20 protein-coding genes are annotated in these 23,483 nt (G+C 62.5%); 7 read left to right on the top strand and 13 right to left on the bottom strand.

The window, feature by feature from the left end; translation table 11 throughout:
- Positions 1-5: 5 nt before the first annotated feature.
- Positions 6-1,190, top strand: a complete 1,185-nt coding sequence (locus AC1Q61_RS27105) for an RNA polymerase sigma factor (protein ID WP_492651262.1) — start codon at positions 6-8, stop codon at positions 1,188-1,190.
- On the opposite strand, the gene AC1Q61_RS27100 is transcribed toward AC1Q61_RS27105, so the two are convergent.
- The 11 genes from AC1Q61_RS27100 to AC1Q61_RS27050 all read right to left on the bottom strand — a co-directional run bounded on the left by AC1Q61_RS27100 (position 1,176) and on the right by AC1Q61_RS27050 (position 13,364).
- A complete protein-coding gene (locus tag AC1Q61_RS27100) occupies positions 1,176-1,922 on the bottom strand; it encodes an amino acid ABC transporter ATP-binding protein (RefSeq protein ID WP_003946070.1) in 747 nt (248 codons plus the stop codon). The two genes, AC1Q61_RS27105 and AC1Q61_RS27100, sit on opposite strands and share 15 nt — an antisense overlap.
- Before the next feature lie 4 nt (positions 1,923-1,926).
- Positions 1,927-3,744 carry an ABC transporter substrate-binding protein/permease gene (locus AC1Q61_RS27095; RefSeq protein ID WP_492651257.1) on the bottom strand — a complete coding sequence of 606 codons (1,818 nt, stop codon included), beginning with the start codon at positions 3,742-3,744 and terminating at the stop codon, positions 1,927-1,929.
- 151 nt (positions 3,745-3,895) lie between these two features.
- Entirely contained in the window at positions 3,896-4,810 is a 915-nt protein-coding gene (locus AC1Q61_RS27090; protein WP_492651256.1) for an SMP-30/gluconolactonase/LRE family protein, read from the bottom strand.
- A 31-nt stretch (positions 4,811-4,841) separates the two neighbouring features.
- Positions 4,842-6,041, bottom strand: a complete 1,200-nt coding sequence (gene zigA / locus AC1Q61_RS27085) for a zinc metallochaperone GTPase ZigA (protein WP_042450649.1) — start codon at positions 6,039-6,041, stop codon at positions 4,842-4,844.
- A 98-nt stretch (positions 6,042-6,139) separates the two neighbouring features.
- Positions 6,140-6,778 (bottom strand): nitrile hydratase subunit beta, encoded by a 639-nt coding sequence (gene nthB / locus AC1Q61_RS27080; RefSeq protein WP_003946075.1) that lies wholly within the window; start codon positions 6,776-6,778, stop codon positions 6,140-6,142.
- A 26-nt stretch (positions 6,779-6,804) separates the two neighbouring features.
- A complete protein-coding gene (nthA, locus tag AC1Q61_RS27075) occupies positions 6,805-7,428 on the bottom strand; it encodes a nitrile hydratase subunit alpha (protein WP_042450854.1) in 624 nt (207 codons plus the stop codon).
- 73 nt (positions 7,429-7,501) lie between these two features.
- Complete coding sequence (locus AC1Q61_RS27070) at positions 7,502-9,067, bottom strand: amidase (RefSeq protein ID WP_445388236.1); 1,566 nt, start codon at positions 9,065-9,067, stop codon at positions 7,502-7,504.
- Between the two features lie 114 nt (positions 9,068-9,181).
- Complete coding sequence (locus tag AC1Q61_RS27065) at positions 9,182-10,588, bottom strand: substrate-binding protein (RefSeq protein WP_492651255.1); 1,407 nt, start codon at positions 10,586-10,588, stop codon at positions 9,182-9,184.
- 45 nt (positions 10,589-10,633) lie between these two features.
- Positions 10,634-11,002: an ArsR/SmtB family transcription factor gene (locus AC1Q61_RS27060; RefSeq protein WP_070386716.1), complete on the bottom strand. Its 369-nt coding sequence runs from the start codon at positions 11,000-11,002 to the stop codon at positions 10,634-10,636.
- A 115-nt stretch (positions 11,003-11,117) separates the two neighbouring features.
- Entirely contained in the window at positions 11,118-12,179 is a 1,062-nt protein-coding gene (gene oxdA / locus AC1Q61_RS27055) for an aliphatic aldoxime dehydratase (RefSeq protein ID WP_020971427.1), read from the bottom strand.
- Positions 12,180-12,383: 204 nt separating this feature from the next.
- On the bottom strand, positions 12,384-13,364 hold the full coding sequence (locus tag AC1Q61_RS27050) for a helix-turn-helix domain-containing protein (RefSeq protein ID WP_472795775.1): 981 nt from the start codon (positions 13,362-13,364) through the stop codon (positions 12,384-12,386).
- Between the two features lie 175 nt (positions 13,365-13,539).
- Here AC1Q61_RS27050 and AC1Q61_RS27045 point away from each other — a divergent pair, with 175 nt between their 5' ends.
- The 3 genes from AC1Q61_RS27045 to AC1Q61_RS27035 are packed head-to-tail and all read left to right on the top strand — an operon-like array spanning position 13,540 to position 17,419.
- Positions 13,540-14,175: a TetR/AcrR family transcriptional regulator C-terminal domain-containing protein gene (locus tag AC1Q61_RS27045; protein ID WP_007735239.1), complete on the top strand. Its 636-nt coding sequence runs from the start codon at positions 13,540-13,542 to the stop codon at positions 14,173-14,175.
- 36 nt (positions 14,176-14,211) lie between these two features.
- Positions 14,212-15,717, top strand: a complete 1,506-nt coding sequence (locus tag AC1Q61_RS27040; protein WP_472795774.1) for a class I adenylate-forming enzyme family protein — start codon at positions 14,212-14,214, stop codon at positions 15,715-15,717.
- Positions 15,718-15,727: 10 nt separating this feature from the next.
- Positions 15,728-17,419: an acyl-CoA dehydrogenase family protein gene (locus AC1Q61_RS27035; RefSeq protein ID WP_472795773.1), complete on the top strand. Its 1,692-nt coding sequence runs from the start codon at positions 15,728-15,730 to the stop codon at positions 17,417-17,419.
- Here the strand turns inward: AC1Q61_RS27035 and AC1Q61_RS27030 are convergent.
- On the bottom strand, positions 17,416-18,294 hold the full coding sequence (locus AC1Q61_RS27030; protein WP_031333904.1) for a LysR family transcriptional regulator: 879 nt from the start codon (positions 18,292-18,294) through the stop codon (positions 17,416-17,418). The genes AC1Q61_RS27035 and AC1Q61_RS27030 overlap by 4 nt on opposite strands.
- A 146-nt stretch (positions 18,295-18,440) precedes the next feature.
- On the opposite strand from AC1Q61_RS27030, the gene AC1Q61_RS27025 reads away from it, so the two are divergent.
- From AC1Q61_RS27025 to AC1Q61_RS27015, 3 genes are read left to right on the top strand one after another with little or no spacing between them, the layout of a single operon-like run.
- Positions 18,441-19,811 carry an MFS transporter gene (locus AC1Q61_RS27025; RefSeq protein WP_021346126.1) on the top strand — a complete coding sequence of 457 codons (1,371 nt, stop codon included), beginning with the start codon at positions 18,441-18,443 and terminating at the stop codon, positions 19,809-19,811.
- On the top strand, positions 19,811-21,526 hold the full coding sequence (locus tag AC1Q61_RS27020; protein ID WP_492651254.1) for an acyl-CoA dehydrogenase family protein: 1,716 nt from the start codon (positions 19,811-19,813) through the stop codon (positions 21,524-21,526). The genes AC1Q61_RS27025 and AC1Q61_RS27020 overlap by 1 nt, the downstream gene beginning before the upstream one ends.
- Positions 21,523-22,752 (top strand): CaiB/BaiF CoA transferase family protein, encoded by a 1,230-nt coding sequence (locus AC1Q61_RS27015; RefSeq protein WP_492651253.1) that lies wholly within the window; start codon positions 21,523-21,525, stop codon positions 22,750-22,752. The genes AC1Q61_RS27020 and AC1Q61_RS27015 overlap by 4 nt, the downstream gene beginning before the upstream one ends.
- On the opposite strand, the gene AC1Q61_RS27010 is transcribed toward AC1Q61_RS27015, so the two are convergent.
- Positions 22,674-23,468, bottom strand: a complete 795-nt coding sequence (locus AC1Q61_RS27010) for an LLM class F420-dependent oxidoreductase (protein ID WP_030537640.1) — start codon at positions 23,466-23,468, stop codon at positions 22,674-22,676. The two genes, AC1Q61_RS27015 and AC1Q61_RS27010, sit on opposite strands and share 79 nt — an antisense overlap.
- Positions 23,469-23,483 lie beyond the last annotated feature (15 nt).

Below are 23,483 nucleotides of genomic sequence, written 5' to 3'. Positions count from 1 at the left end.
CTGTCATGGACGACGCCCTGCTTCGGAGTCTGACTCCGAGCGTGCTCGGCATCCTCGTCCGCCGCGGAGCAGATTTCGCGTCGGCCGAGGACGCCGTGCAGGACGCTCTGCTCGAGGCGGTCAGGGTCTGGTCGGACAACCCGCCGCGGGACCCGAAGGGCTGGCTGGTCACGGTGGCCTGGCGGCGGTTCCTCGACGGGATCCGGTCGGATGCGGCTCGTCGCAAGCGGGAGTTTCTGGTTGACGAGCAGCCAGGCGAGCGGCCGGTCAGCGGGTCGGTGCCGGGCGTGGACGACACACTCCAGCTCTACTTTTTGTGCGCGCACCCGTCGTTGACGCCGTCGTCCGCCGTCGCACTCACGCTGCGCGCTGTCGGCGGGCTGACCACCCGCCAGATTGCGCGGGCCTACCTGGTGCCCGAGGCGACTATGGCTCAGCGCATCAGCCGAGCCAAGCGCACGGTCTCCGGCGTCCGGTTCGAGCAACCCGGCGATGTCGCCACCGTCCTGCGTGTCCTCTATCTGGTCTTCAACGAGGGGTACTCCGGCGACGTCGACCTCGCTGCCGAGGCCATCCGGCTCACCCGGCAGTTGGCGGCCGCGATCGATCACCCCGAAGTCGCAGGGTTGCTCGCACTGATGCTGCTCCATCACGCTCGTCGAGCCGCGCGAACTGCCGCGGACGGCAGTCTGGTTCCGCTAGCCGAGCAGGATCGCAGCCGGTGGGACACCGATTCGATTGCCGAAGGAGTCGCAATCCTCCAGTCAGCTCTCGCCCGCGACCGGCTCGGTGAGTTCCAGGCCCAGGCCGCCATTGCCGCACTCCATGCCGACGCTTTCACAGCAGACGAGACCGACTGGGTGCAGATCGTGGAGTGGTACGACGAACTCGCAGCCTTGACCGACAGCCCGATCGTCCGGCTCAACCGAGCGGTGGCCGTCGGCGAGGCAGACGGACCACGCGCCGGATTGGCAGCTCTTGCAGCGCTGGATGATTCACTTCCACGCCATGCCGCAGTCGAGGCCTATCTGCGTGAACGCGACGGAGACCTGGAGTCGGCGGCGAGGTTGTATGCCGATGCAGCGCACAAGGCATCCAACCTCGCCGAACGCGACCATCTGATGCTTCAGGCGTCGAGGATCAACGCCCGTCGATCCCCTGCAAGCGCCCCTGAGTCAGAGAACCTGTGAGAGGAACGCCTGCAGTCGATCTGTTTCGGGATCGTCGAAAAGCTGTTCCGGAGTACCGGTTTCGACAACGGCGCCGCGATCCATGAACAGCACCTTGTCGGAAACGGAACGCGCGAAACCCATTTCGTGCGTCACGACGACCATGGTCATGCCGGACTTCGCGAGATCGGCCATCAATGCCAGAACACCCTTGACCAGTTCGGGGTCGAGAGCTGACGTCGCCTCGTCGAAGAACATGACCTCGGGCTTCATCGCCAGGGCGCGGGCAATGGCGACGCGCTGCTGCTGACCGCCGGAAAGGTTGCCGGGCCGCGAGTCGGCCTTCTCCCTGAGCCCCACCAGATCCAGCTGCTCGAGCGCGAGCGCCCGAGCTTGCTCCTTCGACAAACCCTTGAGCTTGTTCGGCCCGAGTGCGATGTTCTCGGCGACGGTCTTGTGTGGGAACAGGTTGAAGTGCTGGAACACCATGCCGATCCGCTGGCGTAGCTCGTCGGGGTTGTCCTTCAGGACGGACTTCCCGTCGAGCAGCACGTCACCCTGCTCGGGCTCGTGCAGACGGTTCAGCACGCGCAGGAGCGTCGACTTGCCCGAACCGGAGGGCCCGATGACGGTGACGGTGTTTCCGGCGTCGACGTGCAGGTTGACGCCGCGAAGCACCTTGTTGGTACCGAAGGACAGATGCAGGTCCTTGCCGGTGAGCGATACGGACTTCAGTTCAGAGCTGGTGGTCATGTCCTCAGCCCCTTTCCACGACGATGGCCTGCTCGAGCGGATCCAACGTGCCTGAAGTGTCGGCGCGTCCGGTCCGGAGTCGGTTGTCGATGTAGTTGACGAGGTGCGTCAGCGGGATGGTCAGAGCAAGGTAGAACAAGCCTGCCGCAACGAGCGGGGACAGGCTGCCGGTCTGGGCGTTGAGATCACGTCCGACGGCAAAGAGTTCCCGCTGGGTGACGAGCAGACCGAGGAAGTAGATCAGCGACGAGTCCTTGATCAGCGAGATGAACTGGTTCATCAACGCCGGCAGAACGCGTCGTACACCCTGCGGGATGACGACCAGCGACATGGACTTTCGGTAGCTGAAACCGAGGGCACGTGAAGCCTCGAGCTGCCCGGACTCGACGCTCTGGATTCCGGATCTGAAGATCTCACCGATGTATGCCGACGCGAGCAGTGACAGCGCCGCGACACCGAGCCAGTACGGATTGCTACCGGTGATTCCCTTGACGATCGGTCCGACGCCGAGCCCGATGATCAAGATGATGACGACTGCGGGCAGGCCACGGAAGATGTCGGTGTAGACGCGGGCCGGCCAGCGCAGCCAACGGGTGCGCGAGATACCGGCGACAGCGAGCAGCATGCCGAGGATCGTGCCGATGATGCCGGACGCGAGCGCAAGGATCAGGGTGTTGGGAAGACCGGTCTTGAGGAGATCGGGGAATGCCTTCTTGTACAGATCCCAGTCGAAGAACGTGTCCTTGAGCTGTTCGAGCGTCGACTTCGGTTGGTACGACGCGGTATCGCCACCGTCGCCGTTTGCTGCGTTTTCCGCGGCAATGGCTGCAAAGTCGGGCAGTTCCGGAGTGGCCGCGGCCTTGGATCCGGGCTTCCAGCCTTCAGGGAGTTGGCGCGGTACCCAGTCGGCGTACAGCTGAGACCAGGTTCCGTCGTCGATGACTGCGTCGAGGCCGGAGTTGAGGGCGTCGATCAGCGGCTGGTTTTCCTTGTTCACCGCCCAGCCGACGAAGTTGTTGACCGAGAAGGTGTTCTGGATGATCGAGGTCGGATCACCGGGAGCGATTGCACCTTCGGCCTGCTGAGACGGAGCTACCCAGGCGTCGATCTGTCCGGACTTGAGGTTCGCGTACGCCGTGGCGTAGTCGGGAAACTTCACGGGATCGAGCTTGAGCGTGTTCACGACGTAGTCGTCCTGCACGGTTCCCTGTACGACGCCGATGCGCTTTGATGCGTCCAGGTCTCCGAAGCCGGTGATCGAGCTGCCGTTAGGCACGACGAGGGAGAAGTATCCGAAGTCGTAACCGTTGGTGAAGCCGACGGTGTTGCGACGGTCGTCCGTGGTGGTGATGGACGACGAGCCGACGTCGAAGCGTCGACCGGCAACCTGGGCGAGAAGCCCGGCGAACTCGGTGCCGACGAACTCGACCTTCAGGCCCAGCTTGTCCGCGACGGCCTTCAGCAGCTCGTTGTCGTATCCGGTGTACTGATTCTCGGAGTTGACGCAGATGCTCGGGGGCGCGTCACCGAGCGTGCCGACCGTGATGACCCCGGGTTTGATCAGATTCAGCTTCGAGGTGTCGATCTGATCGACCGGGGTGACGGTGGCCGTGGTGTAGCGGTCTTCGGCGCCCGCACCCGCTGCCGCGTCCAGATTGGTGGGCGCCGCGGTTGCGGCTCCCACTCCTGGAGGTGCACACAGGTCTGTGGGGGCTGCCGACGAATCCGAGCCACTCGAGCACGATGACAGAGTCAGCGCCAGGAGGGCAGTGAGGAGCAGTGCCACCACCAGGCGGATCTTCGCTGCGACGGAAGAAAACATGCGTGCAGCGTAAACCTAAGGGTAGCCATTTCTCCGTGTAGAACTGTTGACAGTTTTCGGACAAGGGGCCGCTGTGCTGCGGGCATGCCTTCAAATCAGCGTGATTTTAAGTATCGCCAGGTCGGGGAATCTCGTGCCGAAGAGATCGGCGTCAGCGGACGGGTGCGAGTTCGACGCCCGACGGAGGTACCAGGCGGCGCAGCGTTCCGTCGAAGCCGGTGACGTAGAGCGCCCAGCCGTCGCCGTCCTGTCCTATACGCACTGAACTCGGCCCGTTCCACCCATTCGACAGACCCGAAGCGACGACGCAGGAAGTGCCGGTTTCAGGGTGTACGCGATAGATCGAGCCTTCGACGTGAGCAGCGGCGTAGAGCATTCCATCCTGCGACATGGTCAGATCGTCGAGGCCGGGTATCAGGCTCGGGACCGTCGCTACAACTGTCCACGCGTCAGGGGTATCCAAGGGCACTCGAATGATCTGACCGGTGAACAGGTCATCGGTGTACACGGCTCGATGATCCGGACTGAGCGCGAGTCCCTCCGAACGCGGCACTGTCGACCAATTGGGCACGACGGCTCCGGAGTCGTGCAGATAGCGCGAGACGCCCTTTGGTGGACCTCCTTCTGTTCCGACCCACGTGGTCAGCAGATCGCCGTCGGGAAGTCGGAGCAGGCCGTTGCCCGCGAAGTCGGCGGGGGCGGACAGCTGATCCGTCGTGGTGTCCAGTTGCCACAGCTTGCCGTCCTGTCTGGTGAGGAAGGACAGCCTCGAACCGTCGAGCTGCAAACCGCCAGGAGCAGCAATGCCGTCGAGGACGGTTCGTACCTGTCCTTCGGCGTCGACGTGATAGATCTTCGACTCGCCGGAGAGGTAGAACCCGCCGTTGTCATCGGTCTCGAGGTTTTCGAGCTGTTCCAACCCCTGGGCTACGGTCTCGACCTGCCAATCGCCGCACATCGGCGCGGTTGTCCAGGTGGCCTCCGCCGGCGTCGCCGCGGCAGCGGTCCCGGCTGCGATTGCCGCGACGATCAACAACGCCCGAGTTCGGTTGCGTGATAGCCCCATTGCGCACAACTTACGGCAAATCGGACCAATATCAAACGGTCTGGTCGGTATAGCCGACGCCCAGGGGGTCGCTCCAGGTGGTCCACACGTCTGGCCCGAGTTCGATCTCGGCTGTGGTGAGTAGACACGCGTCGAGTTCTCGGTGCAGTCGAGACGGGTCGATGGATTGGCCGATGAAGACGAGTTCTTGTCGGCAGTCACCGACAGGTTCTTCCCACTTGTCGAGGATTCCGTCGCGACGGTAGTCGTCGGCCGGCCACTCGTCACGGGGTAGAAACTTCCACCAACGGCCGACGTATCCGTGGCGAATGAGATGACCGGCCTGAGAAATACTCCCGATCTCGGTGAACCGGCCGGCATTCCAGTAGTAGCCCTTGGCCCGAAGTAACTTTCCGTTGGTCCACTCGCTGCTGAGGAAATCATGCAGCCGTTGGGGGTGGAAGGGTGCGCGCTCGCGGTACACCACCGAACTGATTCCGTACTCTTCGGTTTCGGGGATGTGTTCACCTTGGAGTTCTTGTAACCATCCGGGGGCCTGTGCAGCCTTTTCGAGTGAGAACAAACCGGTGTCGAGAATCGTGTCGAGTGGGATGCGACCGAGCGTCATCGGAACTATCGCAGCGGATGCGTTCAAAGAGCGCAGGACTGCGGTCAATTCGACCAGGTGCTGGTGCGAGACGAGATCGGCCTTGCTCACCAGGATGACGTCGGCAAATTCGATCTGATCGACAAGCAGATCCGCGATGTCTCGTTCGTCTTCCGGGGCATCGGCTTCGACGCGGCCCCCAGCCGTGTAGTCGCGCAGAAAACTGTGGCCGTCGACGACGGTGACCATGGTGTCGAGTCGGGCGACGTCGGCCAGGGCATGGCCGTCGGTATCGATGAAGGTGAACGTCTCCGCGACGGGCAGCGGTTCGGAGATGCCCGAAGATTCGATGAGAAGGTAGTCGAATCGGCCATCGGCGGCCAAGGCGCTTATCTCGGAAAGAAGATCCTCTCGCAGAGTGCAGCAGATGCAGCCGTTGGTCATCTCGACCAGTTTCTCCTCGGAGCGACTGAGCGAGATCTCACGCTCGACTTCTGCACTGTCGATGTTGATTTCGCTCATGTCGTTGACGATCACCGCAACCCGGCGGCCCTCCCGATTTCGCAGGATCTCGTTGAGTAGTGTCGTCTTCCCGGCGCCCAGGAAACCTGACAGCACCGTGACCGGAAGTCGTGTGTCGACCATGATTTCCAGTGTCCTTCCGAATGAGAGAATCGCTGTGATCAGGCGGCGGTCACGCGAAACGCTGTGATCGCGTGACCGCCGCCCGGAATGTTGGACGATCAGGCCGCAGGCTCGAGGTAACCCTCGAAAAGGTCGACTACGACGCTGCCGCCGTCGGTGTCGCTGCCGAACAATTCCTCCGCAGCGAACGTCACGTGGTAGGTGGGTTCTTCGCCGGCGTCGTTGCGGCCGTGACCGATTGCGTCGGGGAACGGCCACTTCTCGGTGGTCCGGTGAGCGATGGTCCCCACCCGTCCTCGGCAGTAAGCAGGCATTCGAATATGCCCGGGAACGTATTCGTCTCGCACACGTACTCGCTGACCGACCTCGAAGGTGGTTGTGTCGACGCGAGCCGGTCGGCCTTCGGATTCGCTTGGCCGTGAGAGTGGGAACGGTCCTCCTGCAAGGCTTTCGAGCTCTTCCTGCGTCAGGATTCCCTTTTCGACCATCAGCGCCGCGACGCCGATGACGTACCGCTCGTAGTACGGGGTCATCATGTAGTGGCGGGGCTCCATCCGCTCGACGACGTATCGAACTTCGTCGACGCTGAAGGCCCCGAGTTCGGCGACACCGGCGAACATCAGGCTGTACGGCAGGTGTTCCCACTCGGCGTGGAAGGTGGGGCCGATGTCGGCGTTGACGGTATGCGGGACTTTGCCGAAGCCTTGAACTCCGGCAAGATCGTGTACTCCATCCATGGTGTGCTTCTTTCTTGTCGGGGTGGTCAGACGGTGGGGACCTGCGGGACTGCGACGCCGATTAGGCAGTCCTTGGTGACGATTTCCTGCAGTTGTTCCTGGCTCCAGCCTTCGGTGCCTGCGGGACGTTGCGGTAGGACCATGTACCGAGTTTCGGCGGTGGTGTCGTAGACGCGGATCTCGACGTCCGACGCGATCTCGGTTCCCATCTCGGAGAGAACCTTCCGTGGCTCGCGGACCACGCGTGCACGGTATTCGAAACTCTTGTACCAGGTCGGCGGCAGACCGAGGATGGGCCACGCGGTGCATGAACACAGCGAGCACACGATCACGTTCTTGAGGGTCGGGGTGTCTTCGACTGCCACGATGTATTCGCCCTGGGGGCCCAGATATCCGTACTGGGCAACCGCGGCGGTACCGTCGGTGAGAAGCAGTTGCCGGAACTCGGGGTCGGTCCAAGCCCGCGCGACCAATTCCGCTCCGCGCCTTGGACTGAAGTCCTCCTCGAAGGTCTTCTTCCATCCCTCGACGTAACCGTCGGGTACCAATCCCTTACCGTCGAGTGCGCGGAACAGGGCCCACGCGCGATCGGAGACCGGCGCCTGGGCCGGTGCGGCGTTCTCCGTTGTGTGGTCGATCGTTACTGACATCTGGTTCACCTTTTCTATGCGGGCTGATCATGTGTGAATCGGTGGAATTTGTTGTGCAAGTGCGGATACAGGACTAGGTGAGGCTGAGTTGTGGTGCGGAGTCGGAGATGTGGTCGGCAGGCGTCGGAAACGCGCCGCGAAGCTTTTCGAATGCGCGCCCGACCCGGAGGACCGTCGCATCGTCGAAGGTTTTGCCGGTGATCATCATTCCGACCGGAAGCCCGTTTACCAGGCCGGCCGGAACGGACAGGGACGGATGTCCGGTCACGTCGAATGGTGCCGTGTTGGCGATCATCCCGAGAGCCTTCGTGATGAAGGTTGCACGATCCACGTCCTTCGCCGGCAATTCGGATGCGACGTAGGGCAGTGTGGGCATCACCAGGACGTCGAATTGTCTCAAGGCAGTGTCGTAGGCGGCGCGGGCGAGCGGTACGAGGTTCCGGGCTTTGCCGTAGCTCGCACCGCCGAGGGTGGTGATGCCGTGGTGGCCGGTCAGGGCCACTAGTTTGACGGTTTCGGACAGAGCGTCGGCGTGCTGAATGCGTCGAGAAGCAAAGTGTGCCATCAGTTCCGGATCGTACAAACCTTCGGCGTTCATGCCGTATCCGTTGCCGTCCAACATCTGGTAGGCACCGCCGTCCGTGGCGATCACGTTCCAGATGTGGAAAGCATGCAGGTGCCACGGGATGTTGACTTCCTCTACCGTGCAACCGATTTCGGTCAGACTGTGTGCCGCTGCGCGGACTGCGTCGTCGACCTCGGGCTGTGAGACCGCGTGCCCGAAACCTTCTCGAACGATCCCGATTCGCAGACCATCCACATCGGAGTCGAGGGTGGACAGATAGTCACCTGCTTCGACGCTGTCGGCTTGGCGTGGGTCGTTACCGTCGCGACCGGCGATGACCGAGAGCATCAGTGCGGCATCGTGGACCGTGCGTGTGATCGGGCCGAGATGGTCGATTGTTCGCTCGATGGGAAATGCACCGGTATACGGGACGAGCCCGAACGTCGGCTTGTGTCCGACGACGCCGCAGAATGCCGCCGGGATCCGGATCGATCCGCCTTGATCCCCGCCGATGGCAAAATCGACGTCACCGTTTGCAACGAGAGCTGCACTGCCACCGGATGATCCACCTGCTTCACGCTGTGGGTCCCATGGATTGCGGACCGGTCCGCTTGCCGGTGTGAAGCTCGAACCGGAGAAACACAGGTCCTCACACACAGCTTTGCCTGCGACGGTTGCACCGGCCGCCAGTAGTCGAGTGACCACAGTTGCGTCGCGAGACGGAGTGAATCCCTCTACCGTCCGAGATCCGTTCATCATCGGAACTCCGGCCACGGTCACGTTGTCCTTGATCGCCACGCGTCGGCCGGTCAGGACGCCGTCCGACGTCGGCGGGATGCTTGTGGTCACATACCAAGCGCTCAAGGGGTTTTCGTTCGCAGTTGGCACCGCATGCTCGCGTGACGTGGTCGGCGGGGTTGCCTCGTCGGCGTACAACTGGTCGACGACGTCGTAGGAGCCCAGTGCTCCGTCGATCAGTGCCGGCCACTCGAGCCGGGCTGATTGGTCGAGAGTGATGCCGTAATGCCTTGCAGCGGTGTCTATTGCATTGTCGTCAGGTCGGATTGTCGCCATGAGAAGTGTGCTCCTGATGTGATCGGCTTCACTTGTCTTTCAGACTAGGGCCGGATCAGTAATTGCGTCAATAGGTATCGACATATTGACTCGTTAAGTTCGGGTTACGCGCGCTCAGAGAGAGCGGGGGTACAGGCGCCCATGGCGTGATTCAGCGATCAGAATCGGCCGATGCAGTGGAACGCCGGTGTCCGTCGAGCTTTTCGACGTTGTGACAAGCTGCCGAAGTACTGTTTCCGGATCGCCCGCCGACGTTCGTTCGACTGTGCGTGCGTAAGCGACGATCGCTTCGTACGTTGTCTCCGACAGGGAACTGAGCGGAGGCAGGAGTTCGTTCGAGCTTGCGCTGTATCGTTTTTCGAGGTCGTGATCGCCGGCTGCGGATTGAAAGTAGCCGAAGGCCGCCCAGACTCCGTCGGCATCGGAATTGCCGATGAGCTGCTGAGTGGCCTCGTCGAGGACCAGCGCAAACGTCCGCGTGGTGGCCCGCAGTCCGTGCTGGGCGCATTGCCGTTCGAAAAAGACCTCGTCATGCCCCACCAGGGTGGAAAGAATCAGTTCGGCCCCGGAGTCGGCTATCGACTCGATGATCCGTGAGAAGTCGGTTGTTCCCAACGGTACGTAGACTTCGCCGGCCACCGAACCTGTGGATTCGGCGATCACACGCCGGGCCGCCCAATGTGCTCCGAACGACCACGAATACTGCTGACCGACCAGGAACCAAGTGCGAGAACCGGTCTCGGACATCATTGCCGGTATGCCCGCTCGCGTCTGGTCGAGTGGCCGCTCACCCAATCGAAGGATCCCCGGACGCGATCGGCCTCCTTCGTTGAGAACTGTGTGCACCAACAACACACCGGTGTTTTGCAACGAAGATGCAGCGGCATTGAAGGTCGACGACGTCACGCACGCAAAAATGGCGCGACATCCGCTTTTCGCCAATCGCAGTGCGGTCGCCGCTCCGGCCGCCGAGTCGGAAGCGTCATCGCCGATCACCAAGTCGACGAGAACGCCGCCGACACCGCCGTCGGCATTGATCTCTTCGACCGCCAGGGCAGCGAGTGTTTCTGTGGCCTGGGCGAATACAGCCGCCGAGCCGGATTTGCTGACCAGCAGTCCGATCCGATGTCGGTCGGAGCGCGGAGGTTCGGGTGGAGCAAATCCGCGCTTGTTGGCAAGCCAGGAAATGCCGTCCTGATCGAGGCTGGACTCGAGAACGAGTCGGGTGCCGGTGCCGTCGGGAAAGAACCGGATCGTCAGACGGCCGCGCCACGGTTGGTGGTGCACGATCACGACCGATCGGCCCCGCTTCACGCCGGCGACATACCCCAACAGAGTGATCGGCATTCCGGCTACATCTGCGCGTGCGCCGTCGCCGACGGGAAGGGAGATGGCGACGGCGGCCCCGACCGTCAGTTGCTCACATTCGAGTTCGAGCAGTTGCCCCGTTTCGAAGCGCTCGAAGGCTGACCCTGGTGGGTCCGTCGTCACGATCTGTGCCGTTACGGAGAGACCTGGCACGTTCTACTTCCTGCCTGAAATAGATGCTGGGGCTCAAACAGGGCCTCAAGCCCGGCGACGCACCGAAGCCGCGTCGGAATCCTCAGTCGCCGTGGTCGGCAACTCGGAGGCGTGAGAACCTGCTTCCAGCGCTCGCCCGAGGACGTCGCGCAGGAACTGGAGTGCATCGTTGGCGGGCCCAGACGGATCGATCGAAAACAAGCGATGACGTCCTTGACGGCGTTCGACGATAACTCCGGACAGTCGCAGCGCCTTGAGATGTGTGGATACCGTGGTGCGACCGACCGTCGAAATTTGATCGCTGATGAAGCCTGCGTTGCATTCGCCGTGGGTAGCCAGAGTGTCGAGAATCTGTCGGCGCACCTGGTCGGCCAGCACAGCAAACGCCAACTCTTCGTTTCGTTGAGTAGTCACTGTGTGCTGTCCGCGCTTCCTCGATGGCCTCTACTGAGATATGTCGACACTCGTCAACATATCTCGAGTTGCCTCCGAGGGAAAGAACGTGGCCGAAGTTTTCCGGCGGCTTCGGTCAGTGCGCGGCGGTGGTCACCGCGTCGCGCAGCATCCCGGTCCCGGGATGGCAGTTGATGTACTCGTACAGCTGATCGGCGGCATCGAATACCGAGACCTCATGGTAGAGACGTAATTTCGACAGGCCCTCGGCGACCCGGAAGAACGTCGTGAAGATCCGCAGATGGGTCGGGTGGGATTCCGACCACCGCTCGAGTTGGTCGAGTGAGGCCCAGTGACCGATGTTGTAGCTCAGGTCGAGGAAGTTTCCGTCGATGTCGATATTGCGTACGAAACGGTTGCTGTAGCACCCGACGGCCGGGCCGTTGTCGCGGAGGAAGTCCATGCCCGATTGAAGAGTGGGCAGGATTTCGTCCAGGTAGAGGCTGCGCTCGTCCGCTTCCGCGTCGGCCCAGTCCTGCCCGGATCTGATCAGTGCGATGTTGTCGTGCCCCCGCACTACTACGCGTCCACCTGCGGCGGGGTCACCGGCGACGACCCGTAGTTCGCCCGAGGCCTGCATCCAGTCGGTCTGAGAGATCGGAAAGCGCTCGCGCATCGAACCCCAGTAGCCATGCTCGTTGATCTCGCCGCTGACACCGTCCATGACGGCTCCCACTCCGGGGAGATCGTCCTGGAACGCGTAGAGCGTCTCGAATTGTTCGGCTCTCGGTGCCACGATCTCCCGGAAGAACCCCAATCCGTCGGACAAGCGGTCCTCGGACTCCCACCAGGAGGCCACCGGAGCTGATGTGCTCCAACGATGTTGGGAAGAAACATCTTTCCAGTACCCGACCACGATCAGATTCTCGTAGCCCTGGTTGTCGATGTGGTGGGTCAGATCGTGGTGTGCCGGTCCGTCCGGCAAGTCGAAGCCGGCGACGATATCCCGCATGGACTGCAGTGCTGCCGAGCGCTGATCCTCGCCGCGGAACTGCACGCCGAGATAGCCCATCGCGACCTGGTGCAATGTGTCGTCCGCACGCCCGACCCACATGGGAAATGGTGGCGAATAGGTATCCGGAACGCGCCTGGTCAGCGTGCGCGGGCATTGAAGATGTTCACCGATTGCAGATTCCATGAGTGCTCCCTGTGATGTAGGTGGTCGGATCGGGTGCCTGGCACTTGGCAACGCCGTGCCGAAAATCTACGCCCGCGAGGCCGAGCAAACTTGGCCGTCAGCGCCCGATACTTGGCCTACCGCGCCGAGAATTGTGGATAGGCGTCGGCGACCGAACGTTTTGAACATCATGTTGAATGGGTAAGTGTCCGAGGATGTTACAGATCAGCGAGCAGTACTTGTGGGGGCCACTGCTTGCGACCGGTATTGCCGCGGGCTGATCCCGAACTCCGCCTTGAATGCGCGACTGAAGGCGGCCAGGTCGGTGAATCCCCAGCGGTGAGAAATCTGGGTCAGCGACCGCTCTATGCCGTGGCGTTGCACGATCTCACGACGGCAACCGTCGAGTCGACGGCTGCGAATCGAACGCGACACCGTTGTGCCGTGTTCGGCGAAGGCTCGGTGCAACTGGCGAATGGAGACTTTGACTGATCCCGCGATGTCCACCGGTGACAGGGCCGGGTCAGCGATGCGGGCGTCTATGGCCGACAGAGCGGATTCGTACAGGCCACTTCGCCGGGAGACGATCGGACGCGCGGTTGCGTGAAGAACCGACTTGACCAGGCTGCCGATCTCGTTGACGACTTCCTCCTCGTCTCCGCTCGCGTCGGACGTCATGCGGACGGAGGCAAGATCGTGAAGAAAGCGACCCAGCAGGCCACTCAGGCCCGCGTGTCCGTCGAAGGCAATGGCGGTCAAGCTCGTGACCTCCGCGTCGCTGAGTGACAGGTATGACCGTGGCCAGGTGAACACCTCGAGTCCCCAGATGCCGTCGTGTGCGTGTCCCTCGATCTGCCAATCGAAGGGGCGCGTGGTGTCGTACAGGACGTAGTCGCCACGTCGCAGGACGCATTCGCGGTCGTCTTGCCGCACTACCGCGCTACCGCGGCGGATCATGCCGATTTGCAGATAGTCCGCACTGTCACTCTTGATCAGGCTGCTGCTACGGACTATTCGTTGTTCCATCGATTGAACTGCGGACACCCGAACGTGTGCGAGTTGGGCCGAGTGCACGGCCCCGCTGAATCCATCGCCGTCTTCGATATCGGATACGTCGAGCGCGACAAAATGCTCACGCAATAAATCTGCCCAGTCGCCCGTGAGAGTCGTGCGTGTGGGCAGGGAGAAGCCGGATCGCGCGAGCATTGCAGGGCGCCTCCTCGCAGAAAAGCCGAAGTTCTCGGGTGCTCGATGTTCAGAGAGTAATCCCGCACATCGGACATGTCGATAGGAGTCGACATGTCATCACGTCGGGAGAAATTGTTTGCCATACAAACAACGCCGAGTTATTGTTTGTCATACAAACAAGTAGGAGTTCGTGATGGTCACCGAGTCAGTTCCCGCAGCGCGCGCGACGCGTGAGTCGGGCAAGCAGACGCGCATGGCACTGTTCAACGCTGCAACCGAGCTCTTCCTCGAACATGGCGACAGCGTGTCCATCGCGCAGATCTGCACCGCCGCCGGCGCCCATCCAAACCAGGTGACCTACTACTACGGCTCAAAAGAGAAGCTCTTCGTCGAGGTGGCGTGTGCAGCCGTTCTGCGCGCAGGCAAGCGTGCCGAGGTCGATGCCGCCGACGCCGACACCGTGGGCGACTACACCGAGAAGCTGGTCGGATCACTCCTCGGCTCGGGCGCTCCCAGTGTCGAACTGTTCGTGGAAGCGATGATGATGACGGGTCGCCGTGGTGAACTCCGCGATCTGATCTCCGAGACGCTTCGCACTCTGCATTCCTCGGGTGAAACAGCCCTCCTCCGTACCTTGATCCGCACCGGCTGGCAGCTGCGCGCGGGCATCGACGTCGAATCCAAGGCCTTCTGGTCTGCGATCTTCGGCCTCGTCATTCAGAAAACTGCCACCGGCGAGAGCTTCGGTTACTCCCTCGAGGAGGCGGTCGCCGTCATCTTCGCCACTCTCCAGATACCCGACGCCGTACTCAACAGCTCGATGGAATGAACTCTCTTCGAGCGTGATTCTCCGACAAGGACTTCGATGAACATCGTTCGCGTATTCGACAGCAACGTCACCAAGACCCCGGACAAACCCTTCCTGATATTCGACGGTCACGATCACACGTACTCCCAGGTTCAGGACGGAAGTCGACGCGCCGCAGGCTATTTGCAGTCGCTGGGCGTGCAACTGGGCGACCGCGTCGCGCTGATGTGTTACAACACTCCGGGATTCGTGTACGCGATGCTCGGTGCCTGGCGCTTGGGCGCCGTCGTGGTCCCCATCAACCACAAGATGCAGACTCCGGAAGTTGCCTACGTGCTGGGACACGCGAAGGTGTCGGTGTGCGTCTTCGACGGTGAGTTGGCGCCGGTTGTCGGTCGACTGGAGACAACGGCCAAGCTGATCAGCACGGACTCTGTCGCAGACGGTTTCGACTTCTTCGACGACGCCATCACCCGCCAAGAGGGCGTTGACGGTATCGACATCGACGAGAACGATCCGGCTGAAATCCTCTACACCTCGGGGACCACCGGCTCGCCCAAGGGCTGCGTCCACAGCCACCGCAACGTCGTCGGTGTTGCCGTCACAGCGGCCCTCGCCGTGTCGACGACTCGGGACGAGCGCCTGCTCATGGCCGTCCCGATCTGGCACGCTTCCCCGCTCAACAACTGGTTCATGTCCACGCTCTACATGGGCGGAACCGTCGTGCTGCTGCGCGAGTACCATCCCGTCAAATTCCTGGAAACTGTTCAGGAACAACGTATTACCCTCTGCTTCGGCCCGCCGGTCATCTACACCACTGCACTCAACCTCGTGCCGAACTTTGCCGACTACAACCTCGGTAGCGTTCGTGCGTGGTTGTACGGCGGCGGACCGATCGGCGCGGATGTCGCTCGGCGACTGGTGGAGTCGTACGGCACCACCGAATTCCGGCAGGTCTACGGCATGACCGAGACCGGGCCGGTGGGCACTGTGCTGTACCCCGAGGAGCAGTTGAGCAAGGCGGGCTCGATCGGCCGCGTCGCGCTGGCCGGCGTCGACCTGCGCCTGGTTGCCGATGACGGCACCGACGCGGAGCCCGATCAGATCGGTGAGATCTGGCTGCGCGCCGACACCGTCATGCAGGGGTACCTCGACGACCCCGCTGCCACGAAGGCTGCTTTTGCCGACGGAGGTTGGTATCGCACCGGCGATCTGGCGCGCAAGGATGCGGACGGTTACCTCTTCATCGTCGACCGCGCGAAGGACATGATCATCACGGGCGGTGAGAACGTCTACTCCAAGGAGGTCGAGGACGTGATCTCCGGCCACCCGGACGTCGTCGACGTCGCCGTTGTCGGAAAACCCAACGAAGAATGGGGCGAGACCGTCGTCGCACACGTCGTCTGGCGTGAACCGGATGTCATCAGCGCCGACGACATCAAGGACTACCTCTCGGACAAGTTGGCGCGCTACAAGATTCCGCGTGAAGTGGTGTTCGCGACCATTCTTCCGCGTACACCGACCGGCAAGATCCAGAAGCACCTCATCCGCGCAGCGAGCTGAAAGGCCTGTCATGACTGATATTTCCGAGAAGACCGTCACCCACCCGGCTCCGCATCGCACCCATGCAGTGCTCAACCAGTCGGTACCGCGCACGGACGTCAACGAGTTCCAGCTCGATGCGGTCCTGGTCGAAGGCGTCGCGCGCCACGACGCCGATTGGGCCACAAGCGAACTCACCGATATTGGTGAACTGGTTGGCAGTGCTGGATTCCAGCACGACGCCGAGTTGGCCAACACGGTGATCCCCGAATTGAAGACCTTCGATCGCTGGGGAAACCGCATCGACGAGGTCGAATACCATCCGTCGTATCACCGGATCATCTCTGCTGCCGTTGCGCACGGTGCGCACACCTCTGCCTGGGCTGACCCGAAGCCGGGTGCCAACGTGGCTCGGGCCGCGGCATTCATGCTCTTCTCCCAGGTCGAACCGGGCCACGCGTGCCCGATCTCCATGACGCACGCCGTGATCCCCTCGCTCGAGCTGCAACCGGACGTGGCCGCTCTCTGGACGCCGCGAGCCCTTTCTCGGAGTTACACCCCCGAGTTGGATGCTCCCGGAAAGGCATCCGCGATATTCGGAATGTCGATGACGGAAAAGCAGGGCGGCTCCGACGTGCGAGCCAACACGACCATCGCCAAGCCGGCCGGACGTGGCGGTCCGGGTGCGGACTACCTGCTCACCGGACACAAGTGGTTCTGCTCCGCGCCGATGTCCGACGCGTTCCTGGTTCTTGCTCAGGCCGAAGGTGCTGCCGGTGAGGGACTTTCCTGCTTCCTTCTCCCCCGCATCCTGCCCGACGGCACACGCAACGTCTTCCGCATCCAGCGTCTGAAGAACAAGCTGGGCAACAAGTCCAACGCGTCGTCCGAGATCGAACTCGACGGCACCGTCGGCACCATGATCGGCGAACCGGGTCGTGGCGTGCGGACCATCATCGAAATGGTGTCCCAGACGCGACTCGACTGCATCCTCGGCAGCACGGCAGGTATGCGTCAGTCGGTCGCCGAAGCAGTGTGGCATGCACGGCACCGCAGCGCTTTCGGTGCCGTCCTGGCAGATCAGCCGGCGATGACCTCGGTGCTTGCCGATCTGGCTCTCGAATCCGAAGCCGCCACCATCACCGCACTGCGATTGGCTCGCGCGCAGGACGAGGACGCGGACGAGCAGGAAAAGGCGTTCCGCCGACTCGCGACGGCTGTTGCGAAGTACTGGATCTGCAAGCGCGGCCCGCACCACTCCTACGAGGCACTCGAGTGCCTGGGCGGTAACGGTTACACCGAGGACTTCCCGCTTGCCCGTCGCTACCGTGAGCAGCCCGTCATGGCCGTGTGGGAGGGGTCGGGCAACGTCATCGCACTCGATGTCCTGCGCGCCATGACCCGTGAACCCGATTCCGTTGCCGCCTTCGACCACGAGGTCAACCTCGCTCGCGGCAACAACCCGGTCCTCGATCAGCACCTCGATCGGGTACGACGCCAACTCGGTGAGCTCGCCACGATGGCACCCGCCGACGCCCAGCTCCGCGCTCGGACCGTCGTCGAGGCAATGGCGTTGGCGCTGCAGGCTTCGCTCATGGTGCGCCACTCCCCGGCCGCCTCGTCCGATGCGTTCATTGCCGCTCGCCTCGGCGCCGACCGTGGTCACGAGTACGGAACTCTGCCTGTGGGAACAGATTTCGCGGGAATTATCGCGAGAGCCTAAGGCTGCTCCCTCAGTACCCTGGTGACGGTGTGTACTGCCGGCGTCGGATTGTTGGGTCGCCATGCCATCGCGATTTTCAGGGTGGGCGTGGCCCCGGCGATCGGCAGGTACACGACCCCGTCCATGGACAGATGCGCCGTCGACTCCACGACGACGGCGATCCCGACCCCCGCTCCGACCATGGCCAACAGGCTGTACGGATCGGGGGCTTCGTGCGCGACGGTGGGCGTGAAACCTGCTGTGGCGCAGACGGACAACGTCGCATCGCGCACCACCGAGCCGTGCTCGGCGGGATACATCACGAATCGCTCGGTTGCCAGGTCTTCCGGTGACACCGAGTCCCTGGTACTGAGGTGATGCCTGGCCGGGACCGCGACCATCAAGGTTTCCTCGCGCACAGTGTGAGTCTCGAATCCGCGCGGAATGGGCAGGCCGACTATGCCCATGTCGAGTGTTCCGCGTCGGAGAGCGTCGAGCACCTCACCCGAGTACATCTGCGGCCGTAGGTCCAGTTCGATTCCCGGATGGGAGTCGGCCAGCGATCGTGTCAGGGCCGACAGCACCGTGTAGCCGCCCGTTCCGCCGAAACCCACCGTGACACGGCCTGTTTCCCCGGTTGACGCCGCCGATGCGATATCTCGTACGACGGCGATCTGCGCTTCGATGATTCGTGCGGGCGTGACCAACGCCTCGCCGGCTGCGGTCAATTGCACTGATCTGGTGGTCCGGACAAACAGGTCGGTGCCGAGTTCGCGCTCGAGCGCCCGAATGGTCTGGCTGAGCGGGGACTGCCCGATGTGGAGGCGCTCGGCGGCCCGGCCGAAATGAAGTTCGTCGGCGACTGCGAGAAACGCGCGCAGCTGACGCAATTCCATGTCGCTCCTCCCGGGTTTCATTATGTGGTTCTTCCACATAAATGAGTCGAACTAAGTCTTGGACTCTACATGGATTTCGGACGATAGTGATTCACGCCTCACATTGCATCCCTTGGTGATGCCCGACGCGAGAATCAGGGAGAACCGTGGATCAACACCCAGGTCAAGACACCAATCCGCCTGAATACAACACCAAACAGGCACGCAAGGCCGGAATCACGGCGTTTGTCGGAACGACTATCGAGTGGTTCGACTTCTACATCTACGGAACCGCATCCGCCTTGGTGCTCGGCCCGCTGTTCTTCCCGGATGCGTCGCCGGCGGTGGGAACACTCGCAGCCTTCGCGACTTTTGCCGTGGGATTCGTGGCTCGTCCGGTCGGCGGAGTGGTGTTCGGTCATTTCGGAGACAAGTTCGGTCGCAAGAACGCCGTGATCATCACCCTCGCGCTCATGGGGTTGGGAACTGTCGGTGTCGGCCTCCTCCCTACGTACTCCCAGATCGGGATCTGGGCACCGATACTGCTTGTGGCACTGCGTGTTCTCCAGGGCATTGCCATGGGCGGCGAATGGGGTGGCGCCGTATTGATCGCCACCGAGTTCGCTCCCCCGAAGAAAAAGGTGCTCTACGGTGCGTTTGCGCAGCAGGGTTCACCGGTCGGCAACCTGCTCGCGACGCTGGCCTTCCTCGGCCTGACGTTGATGTCGGATTCCGTGTTCGAGTCGTGGGGTTGGCGTCTGCCGTTCCTCGGATCCGCAGCTTTGGTGATCGTCGCTCTCTACATCCGACTGCACATCTCCGAGACACCCGAGATGAAGAAGGCTGTTGCGGCACAGGAACGTACACGGATGCCGCTGGTCGAAGTGTTGCGTTCGCATCCCGTCGAACTTGCTCTCGGCGTCGGCGCTGTGGTTGCCGGTGTTGCCATCACGTACGTCAAGACAACCTTTGCGCTCTCCTGGGCGACAACGGATCTCGGCTTCGAGCGCAGTGACTTCCTCCTCGTGATCACCGTGGCACTGGTAGCCCAGGCGCTCGTACAGCCTTTCGGCGCTGTGCTGGCCACGCGGATCGATCCGTCGAAAGCGGTCCGCTGGATGCTGCTTCCGGAGATCGTGCTCCTACCACTGATGTTCGTGCTGGTTCAGACGGGCTCCGTGCCCTTGGCGATTCTGGGGATGGTCCTCGCGACGGCGCCTCACGCAATGTATTACGCCGCGTTGGCCGGCATCCTGGCGCAGGTTTTCCCCACCAATGTTCGGTATACCGGCATCTCTCTGTCGTACCAATTGTCGACCGCCGTATTTGCCGGAACGGCCCCGATGGTCAGCCAGTATCTGCTGACGCGAACCAACTCGATCTGGCCGGTCGTCGCTCTTGGGCTCGTGTATGTCGTTCTCTCCCTTGTCTGTATGACGGCTTTGTTGCGCAGGAGTGCGCTGCACGCGCAAGGGCCGGATTCGACGAGTTCCTCGAACATGACCGATGTTTCCACCCTGAAAGGCGTTGACCACTGATGAACTTTGCACACACCGACCCCGCTCTGACAGCGGTAGTGGACAGATGGACCGCCGGGGCGGACCGAGAGACGTTGAACGGATTGCTCGACCGACTGGGCCGAGATGCCGCCGGCCGCTTGTCCGAGCTTGCCGACATCGCAGACAAGAACCCGCCGGTGCTGCAGCAATTCGACAAGGCCGGTGACCGCGTCGACCGGATTTCCTATCACCCGGCCTACCTGGAACTGTGCCGGGCGGCGTACAACGAGTACGGCCTGTCCGCCATGTCGCACCGAAAAGGGTTGCACGGATGGGCCTCTGTGCATCCGCCACTCGCGAAGTACCTCGCGTCGTACATCTTCGTGCAGGCCGAGTTCGGGCTGGCCTGTCCGGTGTCGATGACAGATGCTGCTGCGCGGACCCTGCGTATGTTCGGTGATCCGGCCGTGTTCTCGCCCTGGATCGACGCGTTGACGTCGACGGACCCCGAGCAGGCGAAGACGGGTGCGATGTTCATGACCGAGATTCAGGCAGGCACCGACATCGCCTGCACCGAAACACGCGCCGAGCGCGACGGTGACGGATGGGTTCTGACGGGCAAGAAGTGGTTCGCCTCCAACCCGGATGCCGATGTGATCATCACCCTCGCAAGATTCCCGGGCGGACAGGATGGTTCGACGCGTGGAGTCGGAATGTTCATGGTGCCCAAGACCTTGGGATCCGGCGAGCGCAACAACCTCACGATCGATCGTCTCAAGGACAAGCTGGGTACGCGTTCCATGCCGAGCGGCGAGGTGACGCTGAACCGCGCGCACGCACTCCAGGTCGGCGAACTCGATCGAGGATTCCGCCAGATGGCTGAGATGGTCAACACGTCTCGCCTGTCCAATGCGATGCGTTCGAGCGCTCTCATGCGCCGAGCAGTCCGCGAAGCCGTCGAACATTCGAAGAGCCGAGTCGTGTTCGGTAAGAAGCTCTTCGACCAGCCGCTGATGCGGGCGACGCTTCTTCCCCTTGCACTCGATGTCGAGGCTTCGCTGGCCCTGGTCGCGTACAGCGCACAGTGTCTTCAGGCAGCAGACGGCGGCGACGAACAGGCGCGCGCACTGATCAGGGTACTGACGCCGATCGCCAAACACTTTGTCTGCAAACGCGCGCGGGTGGTCACTGGCGAGGCCATGGAGGTGCGCGGAGGAAACGGCTACATCGAGGATTGGGCCAACGCGCGACTAGTGCGGGATGCCCACTTGGGCTCGATCTGGGAGGGCTCGAGCAATGTCATTGCGCTGGACGTACTTCGGTGCCTACGCAAGTTCAACGCGCACCGCACGGTCGCGGGAGCGATGACGGACATCTTGTCCACCGTCGGACCGGATTGCGAAGCCGGGTCCGGAGTTCTGTTGCGGCGCTGGGAGGAACTGGTAGAGGAAGGAGATCGTCTGATCTCCGGATCTGACGATGCCGCCCAGGCCGCCAGCGCAAAGTATGCCGACGAGTTGGCTCGTGCCGTCATGGCGACCCTGCTTTTCGATCTTGCGGATCACGGCATCCGACACGGTAATGGGTACCGGTCACTGCTGGTGGCGAATTCCTACCTGGCCGGTCTTGCGGGGAAGGTGCCGTCGGCTGCACTCGGCAATCTCGACGTGATGACCGACGGCGGTGACGTCGAACTGGATGATGCACGTGACGTCGTAGCCGAGTTCCTCTCCGCAGCAGGGGTTCACCGGTGAATTGTCCAACAGGCCCCACACCCCTCGCCGGCGTCCGTGTTCTGGATCTGTCGAAGATCCTTGCCGGGCCGTACGCAACCATGTCGCTTGCCGATCTCGGTGCCGACGTCACCAAGATCGAACACCCTGAAGGCGGCGACCCCACGCGTTCGTGGGGGCCTCCCTTCGTCGGGGTAGATGCCGCCTACTACCTCGCGATCAACCGCGGTAAGAAGTCGGTCACGATCGACCTCAAGTCCACCGAAGGACAGGAGATCATCCACCGCATGCTCGAAGAGACCGATGTAGTCGTGGAGAACTTCAAGCCGGGCAGCGGATTACAGAAGATCTTCGACTACCAGGCGCTGTCCGAGCGATACCCGCATCTGATCACCCTGCACATCTCTGCCTTCGGTGAAGAAGGACCGCTGCGCGACGAACCGGGGTACGACATGATCGCGCAGGCCGCGGGTGGGCTCATGTCGCTCACCGGTGAACCGGGTGGTGCTCCGATGAAATCCGGGTTTGCGTTGGGAGACTTGGGTGCAGCGCTTTTCGGACTGGTCGGTGTCCTGGCTGCATTGGTCGAGCGAGGCCGGACCGGACGCGGACAGTACGTGACCACGTCGCTGTACGAGTGCCAACTCGCGATGCACGTCAACTGGGCGACCAGTTACTTCGCCACCGGTGAGCGCCCAACTGCGTTGGGCTCCGGTCATCCGAATCTTGCTCCGTATCAAGCATTTCCTGCCAGCGACGGGTACTTCGTCGTCGCTGTCGGCAACGACGCGATGTGGGCGTCGCTGTGCGAGGCCATCGGAAGGAGTGAACTGGTCACCGATCCGCGTTTTGCCCACAACCGCGACAGGGTGGAGAACCGCGAGAGTCTGGAACGAGAACTCACCAGCGCCTTCGCATCGGAGACCGTCGAACACTGGTGCGCTCTTCTCGCCGAACGCGCCGTACCGGTCTCACCGATCCGGCATCTCGACGAGATCTACTCCGATCCCCACACCGCCGCGCTCGGCATGGTCGGAACCGTCGACCATCCGACGCTCGGACCGTTGAAGCAAGTGGCCTTTCCGGTCAACTTCTCCGGCCAGAGGCCACGTCTGACGTCGGCGCCGCCCGTTCTCGGCGCCGACAACGACGAAGTCCTTGGTACCGCTCAGGCCAGCCCGCTCAACGCAGGCGGCGTGTTGTCGTCGCGCCAACCGATGGCCTCGGCAAGCGTCGTGAGGTCGTAGTCCGGTCCGCTGACGCCGACGGTGAAGAGTGAGACACCGTCGGCGACCAGGTCGGCTGCATTTTCGAGCCCAGGCCACGGAACCGAGTGCTCTACTTCCAGCGGGTTCCGGCCCACGTCGGCGCAGTGGTCGGAGAGGATGTCTGACTTGCGCAGGTGTGTCTCACGGTCGCCGAAGCTGTGCCAGACGTCGGCGTACTCGGCGACCAAGCGCAGGGTCTTCTTCTCGCCGCCACCGCCGATGAGGACCGGGATGTTGCGCGTCGGCGGCGGGTTGCCCTTCGCCAGGCGGCCCGTGATGCGGGGGAGGTATTCGCCAAGCAGTTTCAGCCGTGAACCGGGAGTGCCGAAGTCGTATCCGAACTGGTCGTAGTCCTTCTCGAACCAGCCGGCACCGATACCGAGGATCAGGCGCCCGCCGCTGATGTGGTCGACGGTTCGCGCCATGTCGGCGAGTAGATCCGGATTGCGGTAGCCACCACCGGTGACCAGGGCGCCGATCTCGACGCGTTCGGTTTGCTCGGCCCAGGCGCCGAGCATGGTCCAGCATTCGAAGTGGGCGCCGTCGGGATCGCCGGTCAACGGGTAGAAGTGGTCCCAGTTGAAGACGATGTCCACCCCGGCGTCCTCGGACCGCAAGACGGCGTCGCGTATCAACCCGTAATCGGGTGCGTGCTGGGGTTGGAGTTGAACACCGATGCGTACCGGACGAGTCATGCCACGCTCCTGACG

Source organism: Rhodococcus sp. MPR-R1B (assembly GCF_058793255.1).
The sequence above is the reverse complement of the archived record's forward strand: the minus strand, read 5'-3'. Positions and strand labels throughout refer to the sequence as shown.

Excerpts from the sequence above, each read along its gene's own strand:
- nthB (WP_003946075.1), bottom strand. The coding sequence starts at position 6,778 with ATGGATGGAGTACACGATCTTGCCGGAGTTCAAGGCTTCGGCAAAGTC.
- AC1Q61_RS27050 (WP_472795775.1), bottom strand. The coding sequence starts at position 13,364 with ATGCTCGCGCGATCCGGCTTCTCCCTGCCCACACGCACGACTCTCACG.
- AC1Q61_RS27020 (WP_492651254.1), top strand. The coding sequence starts at position 19,811 with ATGAACTTTGCACACACCGACCCCGCTCTGACAGCGGTAGTGGACAGA.
- zigA (WP_042450649.1), bottom strand. The coding sequence starts at position 6,041 with ATGGTCGACACACGACTTCCGGTCACGGTGCTGTCAGGTTTCCTGGGC.
- AC1Q61_RS27010 (WP_030537640.1), bottom strand. The coding sequence starts at position 23,468 with ATGACTCGTCCGGTACGCATCGGTGTTCAACTCCAACCCCAGCACGCA.
- oxdA (WP_020971427.1), bottom strand. The coding sequence starts at position 12,179 with ATGGAATCTGCAATCGGTGAACATCTTCAATGCCCGCGCACGCTGACC.
- AC1Q61_RS27095 (WP_492651257.1), bottom strand. The coding sequence starts at position 3,744 with ATGTTTTCTTCCGTCGCAGCGAAGATCCGCCTGGTGGTGGCACTGCTC.
- nthA (WP_042450854.1), bottom strand. The coding sequence starts at position 7,428 with ATGTCAGTAACGATCGACCACACAACGGAGAACGCCGCACCGGCCCAG.
- AC1Q61_RS27040 (WP_472795774.1), top strand. The coding sequence starts at position 14,212 with ATGAACATCGTTCGCGTATTCGACAGCAACGTCACCAAGACCCCGGAC.
- AC1Q61_RS27035 (WP_472795773.1), top strand. The coding sequence starts at position 15,728 with ATGACTGATATTTCCGAGAAGACCGTCACCCACCCGGCTCCGCATCGC.
- AC1Q61_RS27100 (WP_003946070.1), bottom strand. The coding sequence starts at position 1,922 with ATGACCACCAGCTCTGAACTGAAGTCCGTATCGCTCACCGGCAAGGAC.
- AC1Q61_RS27090 (WP_492651256.1), bottom strand. The coding sequence starts at position 4,810 with ATGGGGCTATCACGCAACCGAACTCGGGCGTTGTTGATCGTCGCGGCA.
- AC1Q61_RS27030 (WP_031333904.1), bottom strand. The coding sequence starts at position 18,294 with ATGGAATTGCGTCAGCTGCGCGCGTTTCTCGCAGTCGCCGACGAACTT.
- AC1Q61_RS27045 (WP_007735239.1), top strand. The coding sequence starts at position 13,540 with ATGGTCACCGAGTCAGTTCCCGCAGCGCGCGCGACGCGTGAGTCGGGC.
- AC1Q61_RS27070 (WP_445388236.1), bottom strand. The coding sequence starts at position 9,067 with ATGGCGACAATCCGACCTGACGACAATGCAATAGACACCGCTGCAAGG.
- AC1Q61_RS27105 (WP_492651262.1), top strand. The coding sequence starts at position 6 with ATGGACGACGCCCTGCTTCGGAGTCTGACTCCGAGCGTGCTCGGCATC.